At 71.6% G+C, this 16076-nt stretch carries 17 protein-coding genes; 12 read left to right on the top strand and 5 right to left on the bottom strand.

Annotated features, from left to right (window positions below; genetic code table 11):
* Positions 1-28: 28 nt before the first annotated feature.
* The 5 genes from O7631_RS06015 to O7631_RS05995 all read left to right on the top strand — a co-directional run bounded on the left by O7631_RS06015 (position 29) and on the right by O7631_RS05995 (position 4940).
* Positions 29-892 carry a MaoC/PaaZ C-terminal domain-containing protein gene (locus O7631_RS06015; RefSeq protein ID WP_278147855.1) on the top strand — a complete coding sequence of 288 codons (864 nt, stop codon included), beginning with the start codon at positions 29-31 and terminating at the stop codon, positions 890-892.
* A gap of 93 nt (positions 893-985) precedes the next feature.
* Positions 986-1738, top strand: coding sequence for an NUDIX domain-containing protein (locus tag O7631_RS06010; RefSeq protein ID WP_278143365.1), 753 nt, complete (start codon positions 986-988; stop codon positions 1736-1738).
* Positions 1735-2706, top strand: coding sequence for a serine/threonine protein kinase (locus O7631_RS06005; protein WP_278143364.1), 972 nt, complete (start codon positions 1735-1737; stop codon positions 2704-2706). Before O7631_RS06010 ends, O7631_RS06005 begins: the two co-directional genes overlap by 4 nt.
* Positions 2707-2715: 9 nt before the next feature.
* Complete coding sequence (locus tag O7631_RS06000) at positions 2716-3675, top strand: hypothetical protein (RefSeq protein WP_278143363.1); 960 nt, start codon at positions 2716-2718, stop codon at positions 3673-3675.
* The gene (locus O7631_RS05995) at positions 3672-4940 is read left to right on the top strand and encodes an adenylosuccinate synthetase (protein ID WP_278143362.1); all 1269 of its coding nucleotides are present in this window, start codon (positions 3672-3674) and stop codon (positions 4938-4940) included. The genes O7631_RS06000 and O7631_RS05995 overlap by 4 nt, the downstream gene beginning before the upstream one ends.
* Here O7631_RS05995 and O7631_RS05990 read toward each other — a convergent pair.
* The gene (locus O7631_RS05990; protein ID WP_278143361.1) at positions 4932-5426 is read right to left on the bottom strand and encodes an Lrp/AsnC family transcriptional regulator; all 495 of its coding nucleotides are present in this window, start codon (positions 5424-5426) and stop codon (positions 4932-4934) included. The two genes, O7631_RS05995 and O7631_RS05990, sit on opposite strands and share 9 nt — an antisense overlap.
* A 107-nt stretch (positions 5427-5533) precedes the next feature.
* On the opposite strand from O7631_RS05990, the gene O7631_RS05985 reads away from it, so the two are divergent.
* The 3 genes from O7631_RS05985 to O7631_RS05975 all read left to right on the top strand — a co-directional run bounded on the left by O7631_RS05985 (position 5534) and on the right by O7631_RS05975 (position 8042).
* The gene (locus O7631_RS05985; protein WP_278143360.1) at positions 5534-6463 is read left to right on the top strand and encodes an SMP-30/gluconolactonase/LRE family protein; all 930 of its coding nucleotides are present in this window, start codon (positions 5534-5536) and stop codon (positions 6461-6463) included.
* Positions 6460-7344: an ammonia-dependent NAD(+) synthetase gene (gene nadE, locus O7631_RS05980; RefSeq protein ID WP_278143359.1), complete on the top strand. Its 885-nt coding sequence runs from the start codon at positions 6460-6462 to the stop codon at positions 7342-7344. Before O7631_RS05985 ends, nadE begins: the two co-directional genes overlap by 4 nt.
* Positions 7345-7421: 77 nt before the next feature.
* Positions 7422-8042 (top strand): DedA family protein, encoded by a 621-nt coding sequence (locus tag O7631_RS05975; protein ID WP_278143358.1) that lies wholly within the window; start codon positions 7422-7424, stop codon positions 8040-8042.
* 36 nt (positions 8043-8078) lie between these two features.
* Here O7631_RS05975 and O7631_RS05970 read toward each other — a convergent pair whose 3' ends face one another.
* Positions 8079-8720 (bottom strand): response regulator transcription factor, encoded by a 642-nt coding sequence (locus tag O7631_RS05970; RefSeq protein ID WP_278143357.1) that lies wholly within the window; start codon positions 8718-8720, stop codon positions 8079-8081.
* Complete coding sequence (locus O7631_RS05965; protein WP_278143356.1) at positions 8717-9868, bottom strand: histidine kinase; 1152 nt, start codon at positions 9866-9868, stop codon at positions 8717-8719. Before O7631_RS05965 ends, O7631_RS05970 begins: the two co-directional genes overlap by 4 nt.
* A gap of 167 nt (positions 9869-10035) precedes the next feature.
* On the opposite strand from O7631_RS05965, the gene O7631_RS05960 reads away from it, so the two are divergent.
* The gene (locus O7631_RS05960; protein ID WP_278147854.1) at positions 10036-10683 is read left to right on the top strand and encodes a DedA family protein; all 648 of its coding nucleotides are present in this window, start codon (positions 10036-10038) and stop codon (positions 10681-10683) included.
* A 10-nt stretch (positions 10684-10693) separates the two neighbouring features.
* On the opposite strand, the gene O7631_RS05955 is transcribed toward O7631_RS05960, so the two are convergent.
* Positions 10694-11332: a TetR/AcrR family transcriptional regulator gene (locus O7631_RS05955; RefSeq protein ID WP_269681648.1), complete on the bottom strand. Its 639-nt coding sequence runs from the start codon at positions 11330-11332 to the stop codon at positions 10694-10696.
* Positions 11333-11399: 67 nt separating this feature from the next.
* Between O7631_RS05955 and O7631_RS05950 the strand changes: the two genes are divergently transcribed.
* The 3 genes from O7631_RS05950 to O7631_RS05940 all read left to right on the top strand — a co-directional run bounded on the left by O7631_RS05950 (position 11400) and on the right by O7631_RS05940 (position 14789).
* The gene (locus tag O7631_RS05950; RefSeq protein WP_278143355.1) at positions 11400-11852 is read left to right on the top strand and encodes an SCP2 sterol-binding domain-containing protein; all 453 of its coding nucleotides are present in this window, start codon (positions 11400-11402) and stop codon (positions 11850-11852) included.
* A gap of 1 nt (position 11853) precedes the next feature.
* Positions 11854-13068, top strand: a complete 1215-nt coding sequence (locus tag O7631_RS05945) for an acyl-CoA dehydrogenase family protein (RefSeq protein WP_278143354.1) — start codon at positions 11854-11856, stop codon at positions 13066-13068.
* A gap of 158 nt (positions 13069-13226) precedes the next feature.
* Positions 13227-14789 carry an AMP-binding protein gene (locus O7631_RS05940; protein WP_278143353.1) on the top strand — a complete coding sequence of 521 codons (1563 nt, stop codon included), beginning with the start codon at positions 13227-13229 and terminating at the stop codon, positions 14787-14789.
* On the opposite strand, the gene purD is transcribed toward O7631_RS05940, so the two are convergent.
* On the bottom strand, positions 14780-16045 hold the full coding sequence (gene purD, locus O7631_RS05935; RefSeq protein WP_278143352.1) for a phosphoribosylamine--glycine ligase: 1266 nt from the start codon (positions 16043-16045) through the stop codon (positions 14780-14782). The genes O7631_RS05940 and purD overlap by 10 nt on opposite strands.
* Positions 16046-16076: the final 31 nt, after the last annotated feature.

The following is a 16076-nucleotide window of genomic DNA, read 5'->3' as shown; positions in this document are numbered from 1 at the left end:
CAGCCGCACCCGGATCGACCTGTCCCGGATGCCGGCGGTCGGGGCGTCGAACCGACGGGCGTTGCTCGGCGCGCTACCGGGTGTCGGCGGCGGGCGGCGCGGAAGCGGCCTGCCGCCGGTCGAGCTGGCCGTCAGCGGGGTGACAGCCGACCGGGCACGGCTGGCCGACTACGACCGGGTCTGCGGGTTCCGGCTCAGCGATCGGCTGCCGGGGACCTTCCCGCACGTCATGGGCTTTCCGCTGACCCTGCGGCTGATGACGCTGCCGGCGTTCCCGATCCCCCTCACCGGCCTGGTGCACGTCGGCAACCGGATCGCCGTGCACCGTCCGATCACCGCCGACGAGTCGGTCGACTTCGTCGCGTACGCCGAGAACCTGCGCCCGCACGACCGGGGGCGGCAGGTGGACGTGGTGCTGGTCGGCTCGGTGGACGGCGAGAAGGTCTGGGAGGGTATCTCGACGTACCTGGGTCGGGAACGCAAGCCCGGCGGCGGCGACCGGGGTGGACGGCCCGACGCGCCGGCCGGCACGGCCCGCTGGCGGGTGGAGCCCCGCGTCGGCACGGAGTACGCGCGGGTGTCCGGCGACCACAACCCGATCCACACCTCCCGGCTCGGTGCGCGACTGTTCGGCTTCCCCCGGCCGATCGCGCACGGCATGTGGAGCAAGGCCCGCTGCCTGGCCGCGTTGGAGAACCGGCTGCCGGACTCCTACGCCGTCGAGGTCGCCTTCAAGCTGCCGGTGCCGCTGCCGAGCACTGTGAGCTTCGCTCTGCTGCCGGACGGCGGGTTCGCAGTGCACGACTCGCGCGGCCGACCGCACCTGGCGGGCTTCGTGCGACCGCACCCGGCTGGCTTCGTGCGACCGCACCCGGCGGGTCTCGCGCACTGAAGCGCCCCTGCTGAGTAGTTCGGGCTTGGCAGGGGTGCGTCCATGCGCTAGGTTGTTCTCACATAGAGATGTTCTCACAGTGAGAGGGACGCCGTGAACGAGCAGGAGTTCCTGGACGCGTACGACCCCCGGGCCTATCCGGCGGTCGCGGTGACCGTCGACGTGGTCGCATTCACCATCCGCGACGACGCGCTGCACCTGCTGCTGATCCGACGCGGTCAGGCACCCTTCGAGGGCCACTGGGCGCTGCCCGGCGGCTTCGTCCACCCCGACGAGGATCTGACCGCCGGCGCCCGACGCGAGCTGGCCGAGGAGACCGGGCTCGGCGGCGAAGGGCTGCGCCGCGTACACCTGGAGCAGTTGGGCAGCTACGGCGCTCCCGACCGCGACCCGCGCATGCGCATCGTCTCGATCGCCCACCTCGCGTTCGCCCCCGACCTGCCCGACCCGGCCCCCGGCACCGACGCCGACGAGGCGATCTGGCTGCCGGTGACCGCGCTGAGCAGCCGGCAGCTCGCCTTCGACCACGGCCGGATCATCGACGACGCGCTGGAGCGGGCCCGGTCCAAGCTGGAGTACACCCCGCTCGCCACCCGCTTCCTCCCCGCCGAGTTCACCATCAGCGAGCTGCGCGCCGTCTACGAAACGGTCTGGGGTCACCCGCTGCACGCCGGCAACTTCCACCGCAAGGTGCTGTCCGTTCCCGGCTTCGTGGAGAGCACCGGCACCAGCACCGAGCGCGGCGGCAGTCGGGGCGGCCCCCGCGCCCGGCTCTACCGGGCCGGTGACGCCCGCCTTCTGCACCCGGCGCTGCTGCGCCCGGCCCGCGAGGAGACGGTGCGATGAGGACGGCGGAGGCCATCGGCCTGGTCGCGGCGGCACGCACCGACGCCGACCTGTTCGGCGCGGACCAGCCGGCACGGCGTTACCGCGAGCTGGTCGCGGCCCTGCACCCCGACCACCTGCCGGCCGACCCGGCGGTACGCGCCGAAGCCACCGAGGCGTTCATCCACGTCACCACCAGGTGGCGAGCCCGGCAGGTGACAGTCCTCGGCGACTACCGGCTCGGCGCGCTGGCCCACTCCGGCGACCTGGCCGACCTCTACGACGTGGGCGACGACCGACTGCTCAAGCTGCCCCGGCGGCCCACCGACAACGACCTGATGACCCGCGAGGCACACGCCCTGCGCACCATCGCCGAGCGCGGCGACCCCCGCTACCTGCCGTACGTGCCCCGTCTGGTGGACGAGTTCCGGCACCGCGACGCCGCGACCGGAGCGGAACGTCGGGTCAACGTGCTGGCCACCGCACCGGGGCTGCACGACCTCGACGAGGTGCGGCGCGCGTACCCCGACGGGTTGGACGCCCGGGACGTGGCCTGGATGTGGCGGCGGCTGCTGGTGGCGCTCGGCCTGGCCCACCGGGCCGGCGTGGTGCACGGCGCGGTAGTGCCGCGACACGTGCTGATCGAGCCGGACGGACACGGCGTGGTGCTCGTCGACTGGTGCTTCTCGGCCCCCGTCGGCGGCACCGTCCCGGCGGTCGTGCCCGGCCACGAGGACTGGTACCCGCCCGAGGTCGTCCAGAAGCGGCAGTCCGGGCCGGGCACCGACATCTGGATGGCCTCCCGCTGCATGACCTGGCTGCTGAACCGCCACGCGCCGCGTGAGCTGCTCACCTTCGCCCAGGGCTGTCGGCAGCGGTTGCTGGACAAGCGGCCCGACGACGCCTGGCGCCTGCTGCGCGAACTCGACCAGGTGCTGGACCGGCTGTACGGGCCACGCACCTTCCGACCCTTCACCCTCAACCCCTAAGGAGCTGTCATGGGCAGTGGAATCTGGTCCACCGACGTGTACGACGCCGCCGACCGCTACCGCCGGTCCACCGGCAGGAGCGCCTTCTCCTACAGCGACAGCGGGGCGCGCACCGTGCACCCCGCGCTCGACCCCCGCGACGCGATGCGGGAGAGCCGCGACTCCGACGAGCACCCCCGCTCGACGCCCGTCGCGGTGCTCTTCGACGTGACCGGCTCGATGCGCACCGTGCCGCGCGTCCTGCAGACCAAGCTGCCGCAACTGCTCGGGCTGCTGCAACGGCAGGGTTACGCCAGCGACCCGCAGATCATGTTCGGCGCGATCGGCGACGCCACCTGCGACCGGGTGCCGTTGCAGGTGGGCCAGTTCGAGTCGGACAACCGGATGGACGACGACCTCGGCCGGATCGTCCTCGAAGGTGGTGGCGGCGGGCAGATGAGCGAGTCGTACGAGCTGGCCATGTACTTCATGGCCCGGCACATCGTCACCGACAGCTGGGAGAAGCGCGGCCGGCGCGGTTACCTGTTCATCATCGGCGACGAGCTGGCGTACAAGCAGGTGAAGGCCCGGGAGGTGGCCCGCCTGATCGGCGACGACCTGGCCGAGGACGTGCCGCTGCGGCAGATCGTGGACGAGGTGACAGGCCGCTGGGACACGTACTACCTGCTCCCCGCCGGCAGCCACTACGCCGGCAACGCCACGGTGCTGGACTTCTGGCGGGACCTGCTCGGGCAGAACGCCGTCGTGCTCGACGACCTGGACGCGGTGTGCGAGACCATCGCGCTCACCATCGGCCTCGGTGAACAGGCCATCGACCTGGACGAAGGGTTGCGTGACCTGGACCGCGCCGGCTCCGGCGCAACCGGCACCGTGTCGAAGGCGCTGGCCCGCCTCGGGCGGGGACGGCGGGCCGAGGTGTCGACGCTTCCGGCGTTCCGCGACAGCGCCGGCGGGGTGACCCGGCTGTGAAGCACGTGGTGGTGGTCGACCTCGGCTACGGCGACGCCGGCAAGGGCACGGTGGTGGACTGGCTCTGCGCCACCCGCCCCGTGCACACGGTGGTCCGCTTCAACGGGGGCGCGCAGGCGGCACACAACGTCGTGCTGCGCGACGGGCGGCACCACACGTTCGCGCAGTTCGGCGCCGGCACGTTCCACAGCGGGGTCGGTACGCACCTGTCGCGGCACGTGGTGGTGGACCCGCTGGCCCTGGCCGCCGAGGCCGACCATCTCGCCACGGTGGGGGTGACCGACGCGCTCGACCGACTGACAGTCGACGGGGAGGCGCTGCTCGCCACCCCGTACCACCGGGCCGCCAACCAGGCTCGGGAGATCGCCCGGGGAGCCGACCGGCACGGCTCCTGCGGGCTGGGGGTGGGCGAGGCCGTCGCGTACGGTCTCGCCCACCCGGACGACGCCCCCCGGGTCCTCGACTGCCACAGCCCGGCGCTGCTGCGCCGCCGGCTGACCGTCCTGCGGGACCGGTTGACCGCCGAACTCGGCCCGCTGGACGCGCCGCCGGTCGAGGACTGCCTGCCCGCGTACACCGGATTCGCCGGGCGGGTCGCCATCGTCGACCGGAGCTGGCTCGCCGGTGCGCTGCGCTCCGGGACCTGCGTCTTCGAGGGCGCGCAGGGGGTGCTGCTGGACGAGTGGCACGGCTTCCACCCGTACACGACGTGGAGCACCACCACGTTCGCCAACGCCGACAGCCTGCTCGCCGAGGCGGGCCGGGCCGGCGACGTGACCCGGGTCGGGGTGCTGCGGGTGGTCACCACCCGGCACGGGGCCGGCCCGCTGGTGACCGAGGACCCGGCGCTGCCCTTCGCCGACCCGCACAACCCGACGAACCCGTGGCAGGGCCGGTTCCGGTTCGGCCACTTCGACGCCGTCGCCCACCGGTACGCCCTCGCGGCGGCCGGTGGGGTCGACGGCCTGGCGTTGACCCACCTCGACCTGGCCGGCCCTGACCTGCGGTTCTGCCGGCGCTACGACACTACCGACCACCTCACCCCCGGCCCGCCCGGTGACCTGGACCGGCAGGCCGCGCTCACCGCCCGACTGCTGCGTTCCCGCCCGGTCTACGACGACCCGCCGACGGACTGGACGGAGGCGGTCGGCGCGGAACTGGGCACGCCCGTGGCGCTGACCTCGCACGGCCCCACCGCCGCTCACAAGACCGCGCACGGTCCGCTGCTCACCACACCGACACTGGTCGGCTCGGTCTTAACGTAGCGGCGCGTCGGCATCCGCCGGGTGCGGTTCGCCGGGCTGGTCGAGGACGCTCACCGGCCGTTCGAAGAATGTCTCCAGCACGACCATGGCCTGGGTGCCGGTGACGCCGTCGATGCCGAAGATGCGGCGCAGCGCCGCTTGCAGGTCTTCGGTCGTCGCGGTACGGATCTTCACCAGCAGTGATGCCGCGCCGGCGATGATGTGCGCTTCCTGAATCTCGGGTATGGCCGCAAGGGCGTCGCGAGTGGGGGCGTCGCCCATCCACGAGTCGGCGTCGACCATCACGAAGGCCGCCACGCCACGGCCGACGGTTGCCGGGGCGACGTCGATGGTGGTCCGCCGGATCACGCCGCGTTCGCGCAGTTTGCGTACCCGATCATGGGCCGAGCCGGCGGACAGGCCCACCGCCTTGGCCAGCGCCGCGTAGGACTGGGTGGCGTCGCGCTGCAGGTGCGCCAGCAACGCGCGGTCGATGTCATCTACCACCGGGGCATCTCCATCGAATGAGGTTCGGAAGATTTACTGTAGAACATATCAGGTACGGTACTTATAGGATCCTGCCGAACAACACTCCGGCATTAGGAGGCGCGGCGATGACCGAGACCGTTCCCGCTGAGTTTCACCCGTTGGACGAGCGGTTCCGCGGCTGCGACGGCGACTTCGTGGTCGAACGGCTGCACAGCGGCGCACGCAAGACTGAGGGGCCAGCGTATTTTCCGGCTGGCCGTTACCTGGTGTGGAGCGACATCCCCAACGACCGGATGTTGCGTTGGGATGAGACCACGGGCGCTGTCGGCGTCTACCGCCACGGCTCTGGCTACGCCAACGGCAACACCGTGGACCGACAGGGTCGGCTTGTCACGTGCGAGCAGGGCAATCGGCGGATCACCCGCACCGAGCACGACGGCACGATCACAGTGCTCGCCGACGGTTTCCACGGCAAGCGGCTCAACAGCCCCAACGACGTGGTCGTCCGCGCCGACGGCACGATCTGGTTCACCGACCCGAGTTACGGCATTCACAACGACTACGAGGGCAACAGAGGCGACAGTGATTTCGACGGCGCCTGTTATGTATTTCGCCTGGACCCTGCGACCGGCGACATGCAGGTCGTCGCGGATGACTTCTGCCGCCCCAACGGCCTGGCGTTCTCGGCCGACGAACAACAGCTCTACATCGTGGACACACGACAGGACCCCAGTCACATCCGCGTCTTCGACGTCATGGCCGATGGCACCCTCAGCGGTGGGAAGATCTTCGCTGAGTGCGACTTCGGCCGTTTCGACGGCATTCGTCTCGACGACGCTGCTCGGGTGTGGGCTGCGGCCTGGGACGGTGTGCACTGCTTCGACCCCGACGGAACCCTGATCGGCAAGCTGCTACTACCCGAACCGGTAGCCAACCTCGCCTTCGGTGGGCCGAAACGCAACCATCTGTTCATCACCGCCGGAACCTCGGTATACGCGCTGCGAGTCACATTCAACGGCGCCCATTACCCCCCGGCTGGCAGCGAGAAGCGATGATCGAGGCGAGCCCTTCCGATACGCCCGTCCCGATCACGATGACCCCGGCAATCCAACAGTGCATCGCCCGCGAGTTGCAGGTGGAAGCCGCATTCGATCCGGGCCACGAGATCGAGCGCAGGGTCGCCTTCCTGACCGACGCACTGGCCGACATCGGCCACGCTGCCTTGGTACTCGGCATCAGCGGGGGCATCGACTCCACCACAGCGGGACGGTTGTGTCAGCTCGCCGTCGAGCGGGCACGCCACAGCGGACACCACGCCACCTTCGTCGCGATGCGTCTGCCCTACGGCGACCAGCGTGACGAGCACGACGCCCAAGCCGCGTTGGCGTTCATCCAACCCGACCAGTTGCTGGCCGTCGACATCCAACCGGCCAGCGACGCAAGCCTGCAGGCGCTGCTCAGCGGCGGCCTAACCCTGGCTGACGCGCACCAGCAGGATTTCATCCTCGGCAACATCAAGGCCAGACAACGGATGATCGCCCAGTACGCCGTGGCCGGAGCCCTCGGTGGGCTTGTCGTCGGCACCGACCACGCCGCCGAGGCCGTCATGGGCTTCTTCACCAAGCATGGTGACGGGGCCGCCGACCTCGTGCCGCTGGCCGGCCTGACCAAACGACGTGTACGCGCGATCGCCCACACGCTGGGTGTGCCACCCTCGCTGATCCGCAAGACGCCCACAGCTGATCTGGAGTCCCTGCAACCGAGCAAGCCCGATGAAGAAGTTTTCGGATACGGCTACGACGACATCGACGACTTCCTGGAAAGCCAGCCCGTGCGGCCCGCCGTCGCCCAGGCCATCCACCACCGATACCGCGCCACGGCCCACAAGCGTCGGCTTCCAGCAGCCCCGGCAGTGTCGTTTGACGCAACGAGTTGAGGCGGTTATCGGCTGACCATTCGGCGCAATGTCGGCGAAGCGCCACCGACCGCCGCCGAGCCATCAAGCATGGGGGGATGGACACCCTGCTCGACCTCCTCCGTGGGACGGTCACATCGCCGTGGGTGTACCTGGTGATCTTCGGGCTCACCGCGATCGACGCGTTCTTTCCGGCGGTGCCCGGCGAGGCGGCAGTGATCACCGCTGGGGTGCTCTCGGCGAGCGGAGGACACCCCAGCCTGACGCTGGTGATCGTCAGCGCCGCCGTCGGCGCGCTGGTCGGCGACCACATCTCCTACGCGATCGGTCGGGGCGGCGGCGCGCACCGGCTGGCCCGCCTACCGGACGGCAGCCGGCGACGGGCCGGCTCCGACTGGGCCCGCCGGGCCGTGGACCGGCGCGGCGGCATCATCCTGACGACCAGCCGGTACGTGCCGGGCGGTCGTACGGCGGTCACCCTCACCATGGGCGCGGTGCGCTATCCCCGCCGGGCATTCCTGCTGTACGACAGCATCGCGGCGGTCACCTGGGCGCTGTACTGCGGGCTGCTCGGTTACTTCGGCGGGTTGGCCTTCGAGCGCGATCCGGTGAAGGGCGTACTGGTCGGGGTGGGGGTCTCGCTGGTCATCACGTTCGGTCTGGAGGGGATCCGCTGGCTGCGCCGCCGGGCCCACCGCCGCGCGGCCTCCCGCCGCTGACCGGGCCCCGCCTCCCGCCGGCGTCGCCGCGGCGCGTCACAGCAGGTCGGCATCGTGCACCAGGATCGCCAACTGCACCCGGTTGCCCGCGTGCAACTTCGCCAGCGCCCGGCTGACGTGCGCCTTCACGGTGGCCTCGCTCATCGTCAACCGCCGGGCGATCTCCGCGTTGCCGTGCCCGCGCGCCACCTCCCGGACGATCTCCAACTCCCGCGTGGTGAGCGGTGCGAGCCGCTGGCGAGCCGCGTCCCGCCGGGCCGGGCCACGGTCGGCGAACGAGCTGATCAGCCGCCGGGTCACGGTCGGGGCGAGCATCGCGTGCCCGGCCGCCACCGTCCGGACGGCGGCGGCCAACTCACGGGGCGGGGTGTCCTTGAGCAGGAACCCGACAGCGCCGGCACGAAGCGCCCGGTGCACGTACTCGTCGAGGTCGAAGGTGGTCAGCATGATCACCTTCGCGCCGGCGGCGACCACCTCCGGCGCGACGGTCAGCCCGTCGACGCCCGGCATCCGCACGTCGAGCAGAACCACGTCGGGGCGTAACCGGTGGGTCTGCTCCAGCGCGCCCGCGCCGTCCGCCGCCTCGCCGACCACTGTGACGTCCTCGGACGCCTCCAGGATCAGCCGCAGCCCGGCGCGGACGAGCTGCTCGTCGTCGACCACCAGCACCCGGATCACGCCGCGTCCCCCAGCGGGATCAGGGCCCGGACCAGGAAACCGCCGTCCGCCGCCGTCGCCTCCAGCCGACCGCCGAGCAGCTCCACCCGCTCGCGCAGCCCGAGCAAACCCTGCCCGGCGCCGGGCAGCGCCGACCCGCTCTCGGACGGGCCGTTGCGGACCAGCACCTCCAGCCCGTCGGGCAGATAGCGCAGGCGAACGACAGTCTCGGCGTCGGCCGCGTGCTTGCGCACGTTCGTCAACGCCTCGCGGACCACCCGGTACGCGGTCCGCCCCAACGTCGCCGGTAGTGCTGTCGGCTCGCCCTCGTCCTGCCGGGACACCTGGAGACCTGCGGCACGGGACTCCCCGATCAGCTCGTCCAACGCGTCGAGCCCTCGCTCCGGCACCACTGCCGCCTCGGCCTGTCGCAGCACACCCAGCACCTCGCGCAGGTCGGTGAGCGCCTGCCGGCCGGTCGTCCGGATCAACGCGGCGGCCTCGACGGTTGCCGGGTCGGCAGCGGTCACCTCCAGGGCACCGGCGTGCACCACCATCAACGAGACCCGGTGTGCCACCACGTCGTGCATCTCCCGGGCGATCCTGGTCCGCTCCTCGGCGCGGACCCGGTCGGCGTGCGCCTCCCGCTCGCGTTCCAACCGTTCGGCCCGGTCCCGCAGAGCGGCGAGTGTGTCCCGGCGCGCCCGCACCCACAGGCCGACGACCAACGGAAGTCCGACCAGGCAGGCGGCGAGCAGCAGCACATTGCCGGTGCTGGCGGTGGTGATCCGGCGTACGCCGCCCACCTGCACCCCGACCACGACCCCACCGGCGAGCACCACGGCAGCCCCGACGAGGTAGGTGGCGAGTCGCCGACCCCGCAGCCGCAGACCCGCCTGGTACGAGGCGACCACCCCGGCCGCCGCGGCGGCGAGCACCAACCAGCCCAGCGCCGCAGCCAGGAACACGGGCCAGCGGCGGGTCCGGACCGTGCTGGCGGCCCAACCCGAGAACACCGCGAGCACCAGCACTGCCGCGCCCGGCAGCGGCGAGCGGACACCGATGTCACCTGTCGCGCTGGCCCAGACGGCGGCGGCGACCACGACAGCGAGCAGCAGCACCCCGTAGCGCTGGACGAACCGCCGAGGAGCGGAGCTGCTGGAGGCCACCCAGCGAGCGTAGGGCTCCACGAGCGAACCCGGCCGTCCCGCGCCGTCAGACCGGGGTGTGGTGGGGGAAGACCCCTATCTGCTATCCGGGCCGGTCACTACCTAAGTAGTGCCGCCCACCTGACCACTGGCCGATGGCTGGCACCGCCGCGCGCACCAGCATCAGGATCATGGATTTGTTGGACCTGCTGCACGACACGATGTCCTCGCCCTGGGTGTACCTGGCGATCTTCGCCATCGCGGTGCTCGACGGCTTCTTTCCGGTGGTGCCGAGCGAGACGGCGGTGATCACGGCCGGGGTGTTCGCCGCCTCGGGCGCGCCGTACCTGCCCGCGGTCATAGTGGTGGCCGCCGCCGGAGCACTCGTCGGCGACCACGTCTCGTACGCCATCGGTCGAAGTGGTGGCGCGCGACTGCTCGATCGGCTGCCGCCCGACGGCCGCCGCCGGAGGGCGACCGACTGGGCACGCCGTGGGATCGCGACGCGCGGGGGCCTGATCCTCACCGTGGCCCGCTACGTGCCGGGCGGTCGGACCGCCGTCACCCTCACCATGGGTGCGGTGCACTTTCCCCGGCGTCGGTTCCTGGCCTTCGACGCGCTGGCCGCCGGCTCGTGGGGGCTCTACTCGGCGTTGGTCGGCTACATCGGCGGGTTGGCGTTCGAACAGGACCCGCTCCGCGGTCTGCTGCTTGGTCTGGGCCTCGCCCTGACGGTGACGGTGGTCGTCGAGGTGGTCCGCTGGCTCGGCAACCGGCGCCGATCCGCACGGCCGGCACCCGTGTCCGAGCCGGTGGGCCGGACCCCGGTGCGGTGACGCCGGGGAGTCAGTGCGTCGGCGGACGCCAGGTCACCCCGTGCAGGAGCTGGGCCGCACCCAGCCAGGCCACGTTCATCATCCGGGTGGCCGTCTTCTCCGGGTCGGCCTCCGGGTGGTCCGCGAGCCAGTCGGCCAGCGACTCGGTCGCGCCGACGAGGGCGTACGCGACGACCTCCAGGTCGGTGGGCGCGATCTCGCGACCCTCGGCGCGCAGCGCGTGGTCGAGCATCCCGGCGACCACCTCGACCAACCGGGCGCGCATGGTGGCCAGCTCACCGGCGAACGGCTGCTCGCCCCGCGCCTGCCGGTAGAGCACCGCCCAGCCGTCGCGGTGTGCGCCGACGAAACCGAAGAAGGCCCGCAGCCCACGCCAGAGTCGCTCGTCGGCCGGCAGGTCGGGGGCCGCCGCACCGGCGATGGCCTGCATCATCCGGGTGCCCTCCCGGTGCAGGCAGGCGACGAAGAGTTCCTCTTTGGTGCCGAGGTACGCGTACACCATGGGTTTGGAGATGCCGGCGTCCTCCGCGATCTCGTCCATGCTGGCGGCGTGGAAGCCGCGCCGGGAGAAGACCTTCACGGCCGCGTCGAGCATCTGCTGCTCGCGGACGGCGCGTGGCAGGCGCTTGAAGGCGGGAGGGGTGGACACCTTGCGAGCATACCTACTCGTGCGTAGGGTTACGCGCGAGTAGCCAATCTTCCGGAAGGCACACCTGATGACTGACTTCGACCCGGCCACCTTCGCCAACGTGGGCCCCAAGGAGTTCGCCCAGCTGGTCAAGTCCACCCCGGACGACAAGATCGCCCAGGTGATGGCCGGTGACATGCGCGGCAAGATCCTCGGTGAGGTGTTCAACCGGATGCCGTCGCTGTTCCGCGCGGACCGGGCCGGCGCCACCAACGCGGTCATCCACTGGGTCATCACCGGCCGCCCGGACGGCGGCAGCGACACCTACGAGGTGGTCATCGCCGACGGCACGTGCGTGGTCAACGAGACCCCGCAGCACGACCCGAAGCTGAGCCTGACCATGGGCCCGGTCGAGTTCCTGAAGATCGTCTCCGGTGGCGCCAACCCGGTGATGATGTTCATGACCGGCAAGCTGAAGGCGAAGGGCGACCTCGGCCTCGCCGCCAACATCGCCAACCTGTTCGACATCCCCAAGGCCTGACATGGCTGAGTTCTCGCTCGACCTGAACGAGGAACAGCGGGATCTACGCGACTGGGTGCACGGCTTCGCCGCCGAGGTCGTGCGCCCGGCCGCGGCCGAGTGGGACGAACGCGAGGACACCCCGTGGCCGGTGATCCAGGAAGCCGCCAAGGTCGGCCTCTACGGCTTCGAGTTCCTCGCGACCTGCTGGGCCGACCCGACCGGCCTCTCCCTGCCGATCGCCAGCGAGGAACTCTTCTGGGGTGACGCCGGCATCGGCCTCTCCATCTTCGGCACCTCGCTCGCCGTCGCCGCCATCTACGGCGCCGGCACCCCGGACCAGATGGTCGAGTGGGTGCCGCAGTGCTTCGGCGACGCCGACTCACCGGCCGTCGCGGCGTTCTGCACCACCGAGCCGGAGGCCGGCTCCGACGTCGGCGCGATGCGCACCCGCGCCGTCTACGACGAGGCCACCGACGAGTGGGTGCTGACCGGCCAGAAGGCGTACGCCACCAACGGCGGGATCGCCGGCGTGCACGTGGTCACCGCATCGGTCGACCCCACGCTCGGCTCCCGCGGTCAGGCGGCGTTCGTCGTACCGCCCGGCACCCCCGGCCTGGCCGCCACCCGCAAGCTGCGCAAACTCGGCCTCCGCGCGTCGCACACCGCCGACGTCTTCCTCGACGGGGTACGCGTGCCCGGTCGCTGCCTGCTCGGCGGGCGGGACGCCCTGCTGGAACGCCTCGACCGTGCACGCTCCGGTCAACGCGCCACCGGTCAGGCGGCCATGCGGACCTTCGAGCTGTCCCGACCCACTGTGGGCGCGCAGGCACTCGGTGTGGCGCGGGCCGCCTACGAATACTCCTTGGACTACGCGAAGGACCGGGTCCAGTTCGGACGGCCCATCATCGAGAACCAGGCGGTCGCGTTCACCCTGGCCGACATGCGGATGGAGATCGACGCGGCACGGCTGCTGGTCTGGCGGGCCTCGTGGATGGGGCGCAACAACCGCCCGTTCAGCGCCGGCGAGGGCTCGATGTCCAAGCTCAAGGCCGGCGAGGTGGCGGTGTCGGTCACCGAGAAGGCGGTGCAGTTGCTCGGCGGGGCTGGCTTCCTGCGCGACCACCCGGTCGAACGCTGGTACCGGGACGCCAAGATCTACACCATCTTCGAGGGCACCTCCGAGATCCAACGACTGGTCATCTCCCGGGCGATCTCCGGGATGCAGATCCGCTGAACCCGACTCGTCCATCCCACCAACCGTGCTGTCTTCATCACCCCGAGCCGCCGCCGACTGGGCCCTCAGCCACGCCCGGTGCATGATCAAGGAGAGAAGCCCTGATGGACGGGGAACCGCACCGCCCGTCCGCGTACCACCCGTAGGAGGTCTGCGGCATGGACCTGCCGTTCGTCGTCGCCACGCTGACCCGTCGCGGCCTGCTCACCCCGGGCAGCCCGATCCGGGTCGCCTCGCAGCTCAACGCCCTGCGTACCTGGGGATGGAGCCTGGCGGGCGAGTTGCGTCAGGCCGCTGCCCGGGACCCGGGCCGCACCGCGGTCATCGACGAGGCCGGCGTCGAGCTGACCTACCACGACCTGCTCGACCGGGCCGAACGGATGGCCCGGTCCATGCGGGCCGGCCTCGGTGTGCAGACGGGTGACCGGATCGGCGTGCTCTGCCGCAACCACCACGGACTGATCGAGACGATCGTCGCCGCCACCCTCCTCGGCGTCGACGCGGTGCTGGTCAACACCGGGCTCTCCGCAGCCCAACTGGGCACCGTCGCCGAGGAGCAGCGACTGCGGCTGTTGGTGCACGACGACGAGTTCGCCGACCGGGTCCTCGGCCTTCCCGCCGAGCTGCACCGGCTCGACGAACGCGCCCGCGAGGAACTGGTCGCCGGGGCACTGCCCGGTGACCTGTACCCGCCGGAACGCGACGGCCGGATCATCGTGCTCACCTCCGGCACCACCGGTACGCCCAAGGGCGCCCGCCGACCCACACCGGGCGGCTTCGGCCCGCTGGTGTCCATCATCGACCGGATCCCCCTGCACGCCCGGGACCGGGTGATGATCGCCGCACCGATCTTCCACACCTGGGGACTGGCCGCCCTCCAGGTGTGCCTGGCCCTGCGGGCCACCATCGTGCTGCACCGCCGCTTCGACCCGGCCGCCACGCTCGCCGCCCTGACCGCGAACCGGTGCGACGCGCTGTTCGCCGTACCCGTGATGCTGCAACGGCTGCTGGAGGTGCCCCCGCCCGACCCACGCCCCTCGCTCACCGTCGTCGCGGTCAGCGGCTCGGCCCTGCCCGGCGGTCTCGCTCCGAAGTTCATGGACGCCTACGGCGACGTCCTCTACAACCTGTACGGCTCCACCGAGGTCTCCTGGGCGTCCATCGCCGACCCACAGGACCTGCGCCAGGCACCCACCACCGCCGGGCGTCCCCCGCACGGCACCCGGCTGGAGCTGCTCGACGACGACGGCCGACCCGTGCCGGACGGACGGGTCGGGCGGATCTTCGTCGGCAACGAAATGCTCTTCGAGGGGTACACCTCCGGCGCCAGCCGGGAAACCCGCGACGGTCTGCTCGACACCGGCGACCTCGGCCGACTCAACGCCGACGGACTGCTCTTCGTCGACGGTCGGGCCGACGACATGATCGTCTCCGGTGGGGAGAACGTCTTCCCCTCCGAGGTGGAGGATCTGCTCGCCCAACTGCCCCAGGTCCGCGAGGTGGCCGTGATCGGCGTGCCCGACCCCGAGTACGGCCAGCGCCTCTCCGCGTTCCTCGCCCTCCATCCCGGCGAGACACTCGACCCCGAGGCGGTACGCGAGTACGTCCGGCACTACCTGGCACGTTTCTCGGTGCCCCGGGACGTGGTCTACGTCAAGTACCTGCCCCGCAACGCCACGGGCAAGGTGCTCGCCCGTGAACTACGCCGCTACTACGGCTGAACCGTCCCGCCGGGGATGGTGATCCGCCCCTCGATCGCGGTGGCCGCGATGTCGGTGCGGTGCTGCGAACCGGGCAGGCCCACCCCGTCCACCAGCGCGTACGCGGCGTCCCGGGCGGCGGCCAGGTCGGCGCCGGTGGCCGTACCGCAGAGGACCCGGCCGCCCGCGGAGACCAGGGCACCGTCGTCGGCCCGGCGGGCGGTGCCGGCGTGGATGATGCCCGGCGCGGCCGCGCCGGTGATCACATCGCCGGTACGCGGCGCCGCCGGGTAGCCCTCGGAGGCGAGCACCACTGTCACGGCGCTGCCGTCGCGCCACCGCAGCGGCGGATGCTCGGCCAGCGTGCCGGTGGCAGCGGCGTGCAGCAGCCCGGCCAGCGGGGTCTCCAGCAGCGCCAGCACCACCTGGGTCTCCGGGTCGCCGAAGCGCGCGTTGAACTCGATCACCCGAGGGCCGGCCGCCGTGATCGCGAGCCCCACGTAGAGCAGACCGGCGAACGGCGTGCCCCGGCGACGCATCTCCGCGAGCGTCGGATGGACCACGTCGCGCATCACGTCGTCGACCAGGCCGGACGGGGCCCACGCCAGCGGCGCGTACGCCCCCATGCCGCCGGTGTTCGGCCCGGTGTCACCGTCGCCCAGCCGCTTGAAGTCCTGAGCCGGCAGCAGCGGCAACGCCGCCTCACCGTCGGTGACCACGAAGAGGCTGACCTCCGGGCCGTCGAGGAACTCCTCGACAACGACCCGTCCGCACTCGCGGGCATGCGCCAGCGCTGCCGACCGGTCGTCGGTCACCACAACGCCCTTGCCGGCGGCGAGCCCGTCATCCTTCACCACGTACGGGGCACCGAACTCGTCCAGCGCCCGCGCGGTGCTCTCGTCGTCAGTGCAGACGTACGCCCGGGCGGTCGGTACGCCGGCAGCGGTCATCACGTCCTTGGCGAACGCCTTCGAGCCCTCCAGTTGGGCGGCCGCGCCGGACGGGCCGAACACGGGGATGCCCTTGGCACGTACCGCGTCGGCGACCCCGGCGACCAGCGGCGCCTCCGGCCCGATCACCACCAGGTCAGCCGCGGTCTCCACGGCCAGCGCCGCCACCGCCGCAGGATCTGTCGGAGTCACCGCCCGCAGCTCAGCGAGAGAAGCGATACCCGGATTACCCGGCGCGGCAATCAGCGCCGAGACGCCCGAATCCGCCACCAGCCCGAGCGCAAGCGCATGCTCCCGCCCGCCACCACCCACCAAAAGAACGCGCACGCCGGCATCCTACTGCCCCCGCAGCTAGCCC

It is taken from the genome of Micromonospora sp. WMMD967, assembly GCF_029626165.1.
GTDB classification, from domain to species: Bacteria; Actinomycetota; Actinomycetes; order Mycobacteriales; family Micromonosporaceae; genus Micromonospora; species Micromonospora taraxaci.
This window is presented reverse-complemented; position numbering and strand designations above follow the sequence as displayed.

What these genes read in the sequence shown, in the direction of transcription:
- O7631_RS06005 (WP_278143364.1), top strand. Translation starts at nt 1,735, where the DNA reads ATGAGGACGGCGGAGGCCATCGGCCTGGTCGCGGCGGCACGCACCGAC.
- O7631_RS06000 (WP_278143363.1), top strand. Translation starts at nt 2,716, where the DNA reads ATGGGCAGTGGAATCTGGTCCACCGACGTGTACGACGCCGCCGACCGC.
- O7631_RS05985 (WP_278143360.1), top strand. Translation starts at nt 5,534, where the DNA reads ATGACCGAGACCGTTCCCGCTGAGTTTCACCCGTTGGACGAGCGGTTC.
- O7631_RS05975 (WP_278143358.1), top strand. Translation starts at nt 7,422, where the DNA reads ATGGACACCCTGCTCGACCTCCTCCGTGGGACGGTCACATCGCCGTGG.
- O7631_RS05945 (WP_278143354.1), top strand. Translation starts at nt 11,854, where the DNA reads ATGGCTGAGTTCTCGCTCGACCTGAACGAGGAACAGCGGGATCTACGC.
- O7631_RS05950 (WP_278143355.1), top strand. Translation starts at nt 11,400, where the DNA reads ATGACTGACTTCGACCCGGCCACCTTCGCCAACGTGGGCCCCAAGGAG.
- O7631_RS06015 (WP_278147855.1), top strand. Translation starts at nt 29, where the DNA reads ATGCCGGCGGTCGGGGCGTCGAACCGACGGGCGTTGCTCGGCGCGCTA.
- nadE (WP_278143359.1), top strand. Translation starts at nt 6,460, where the DNA reads ATGATCGAGGCGAGCCCTTCCGATACGCCCGTCCCGATCACGATGACC.
- O7631_RS05940 (WP_278143353.1), top strand. Translation starts at nt 13,227, where the DNA reads ATGGACCTGCCGTTCGTCGTCGCCACGCTGACCCGTCGCGGCCTGCTC.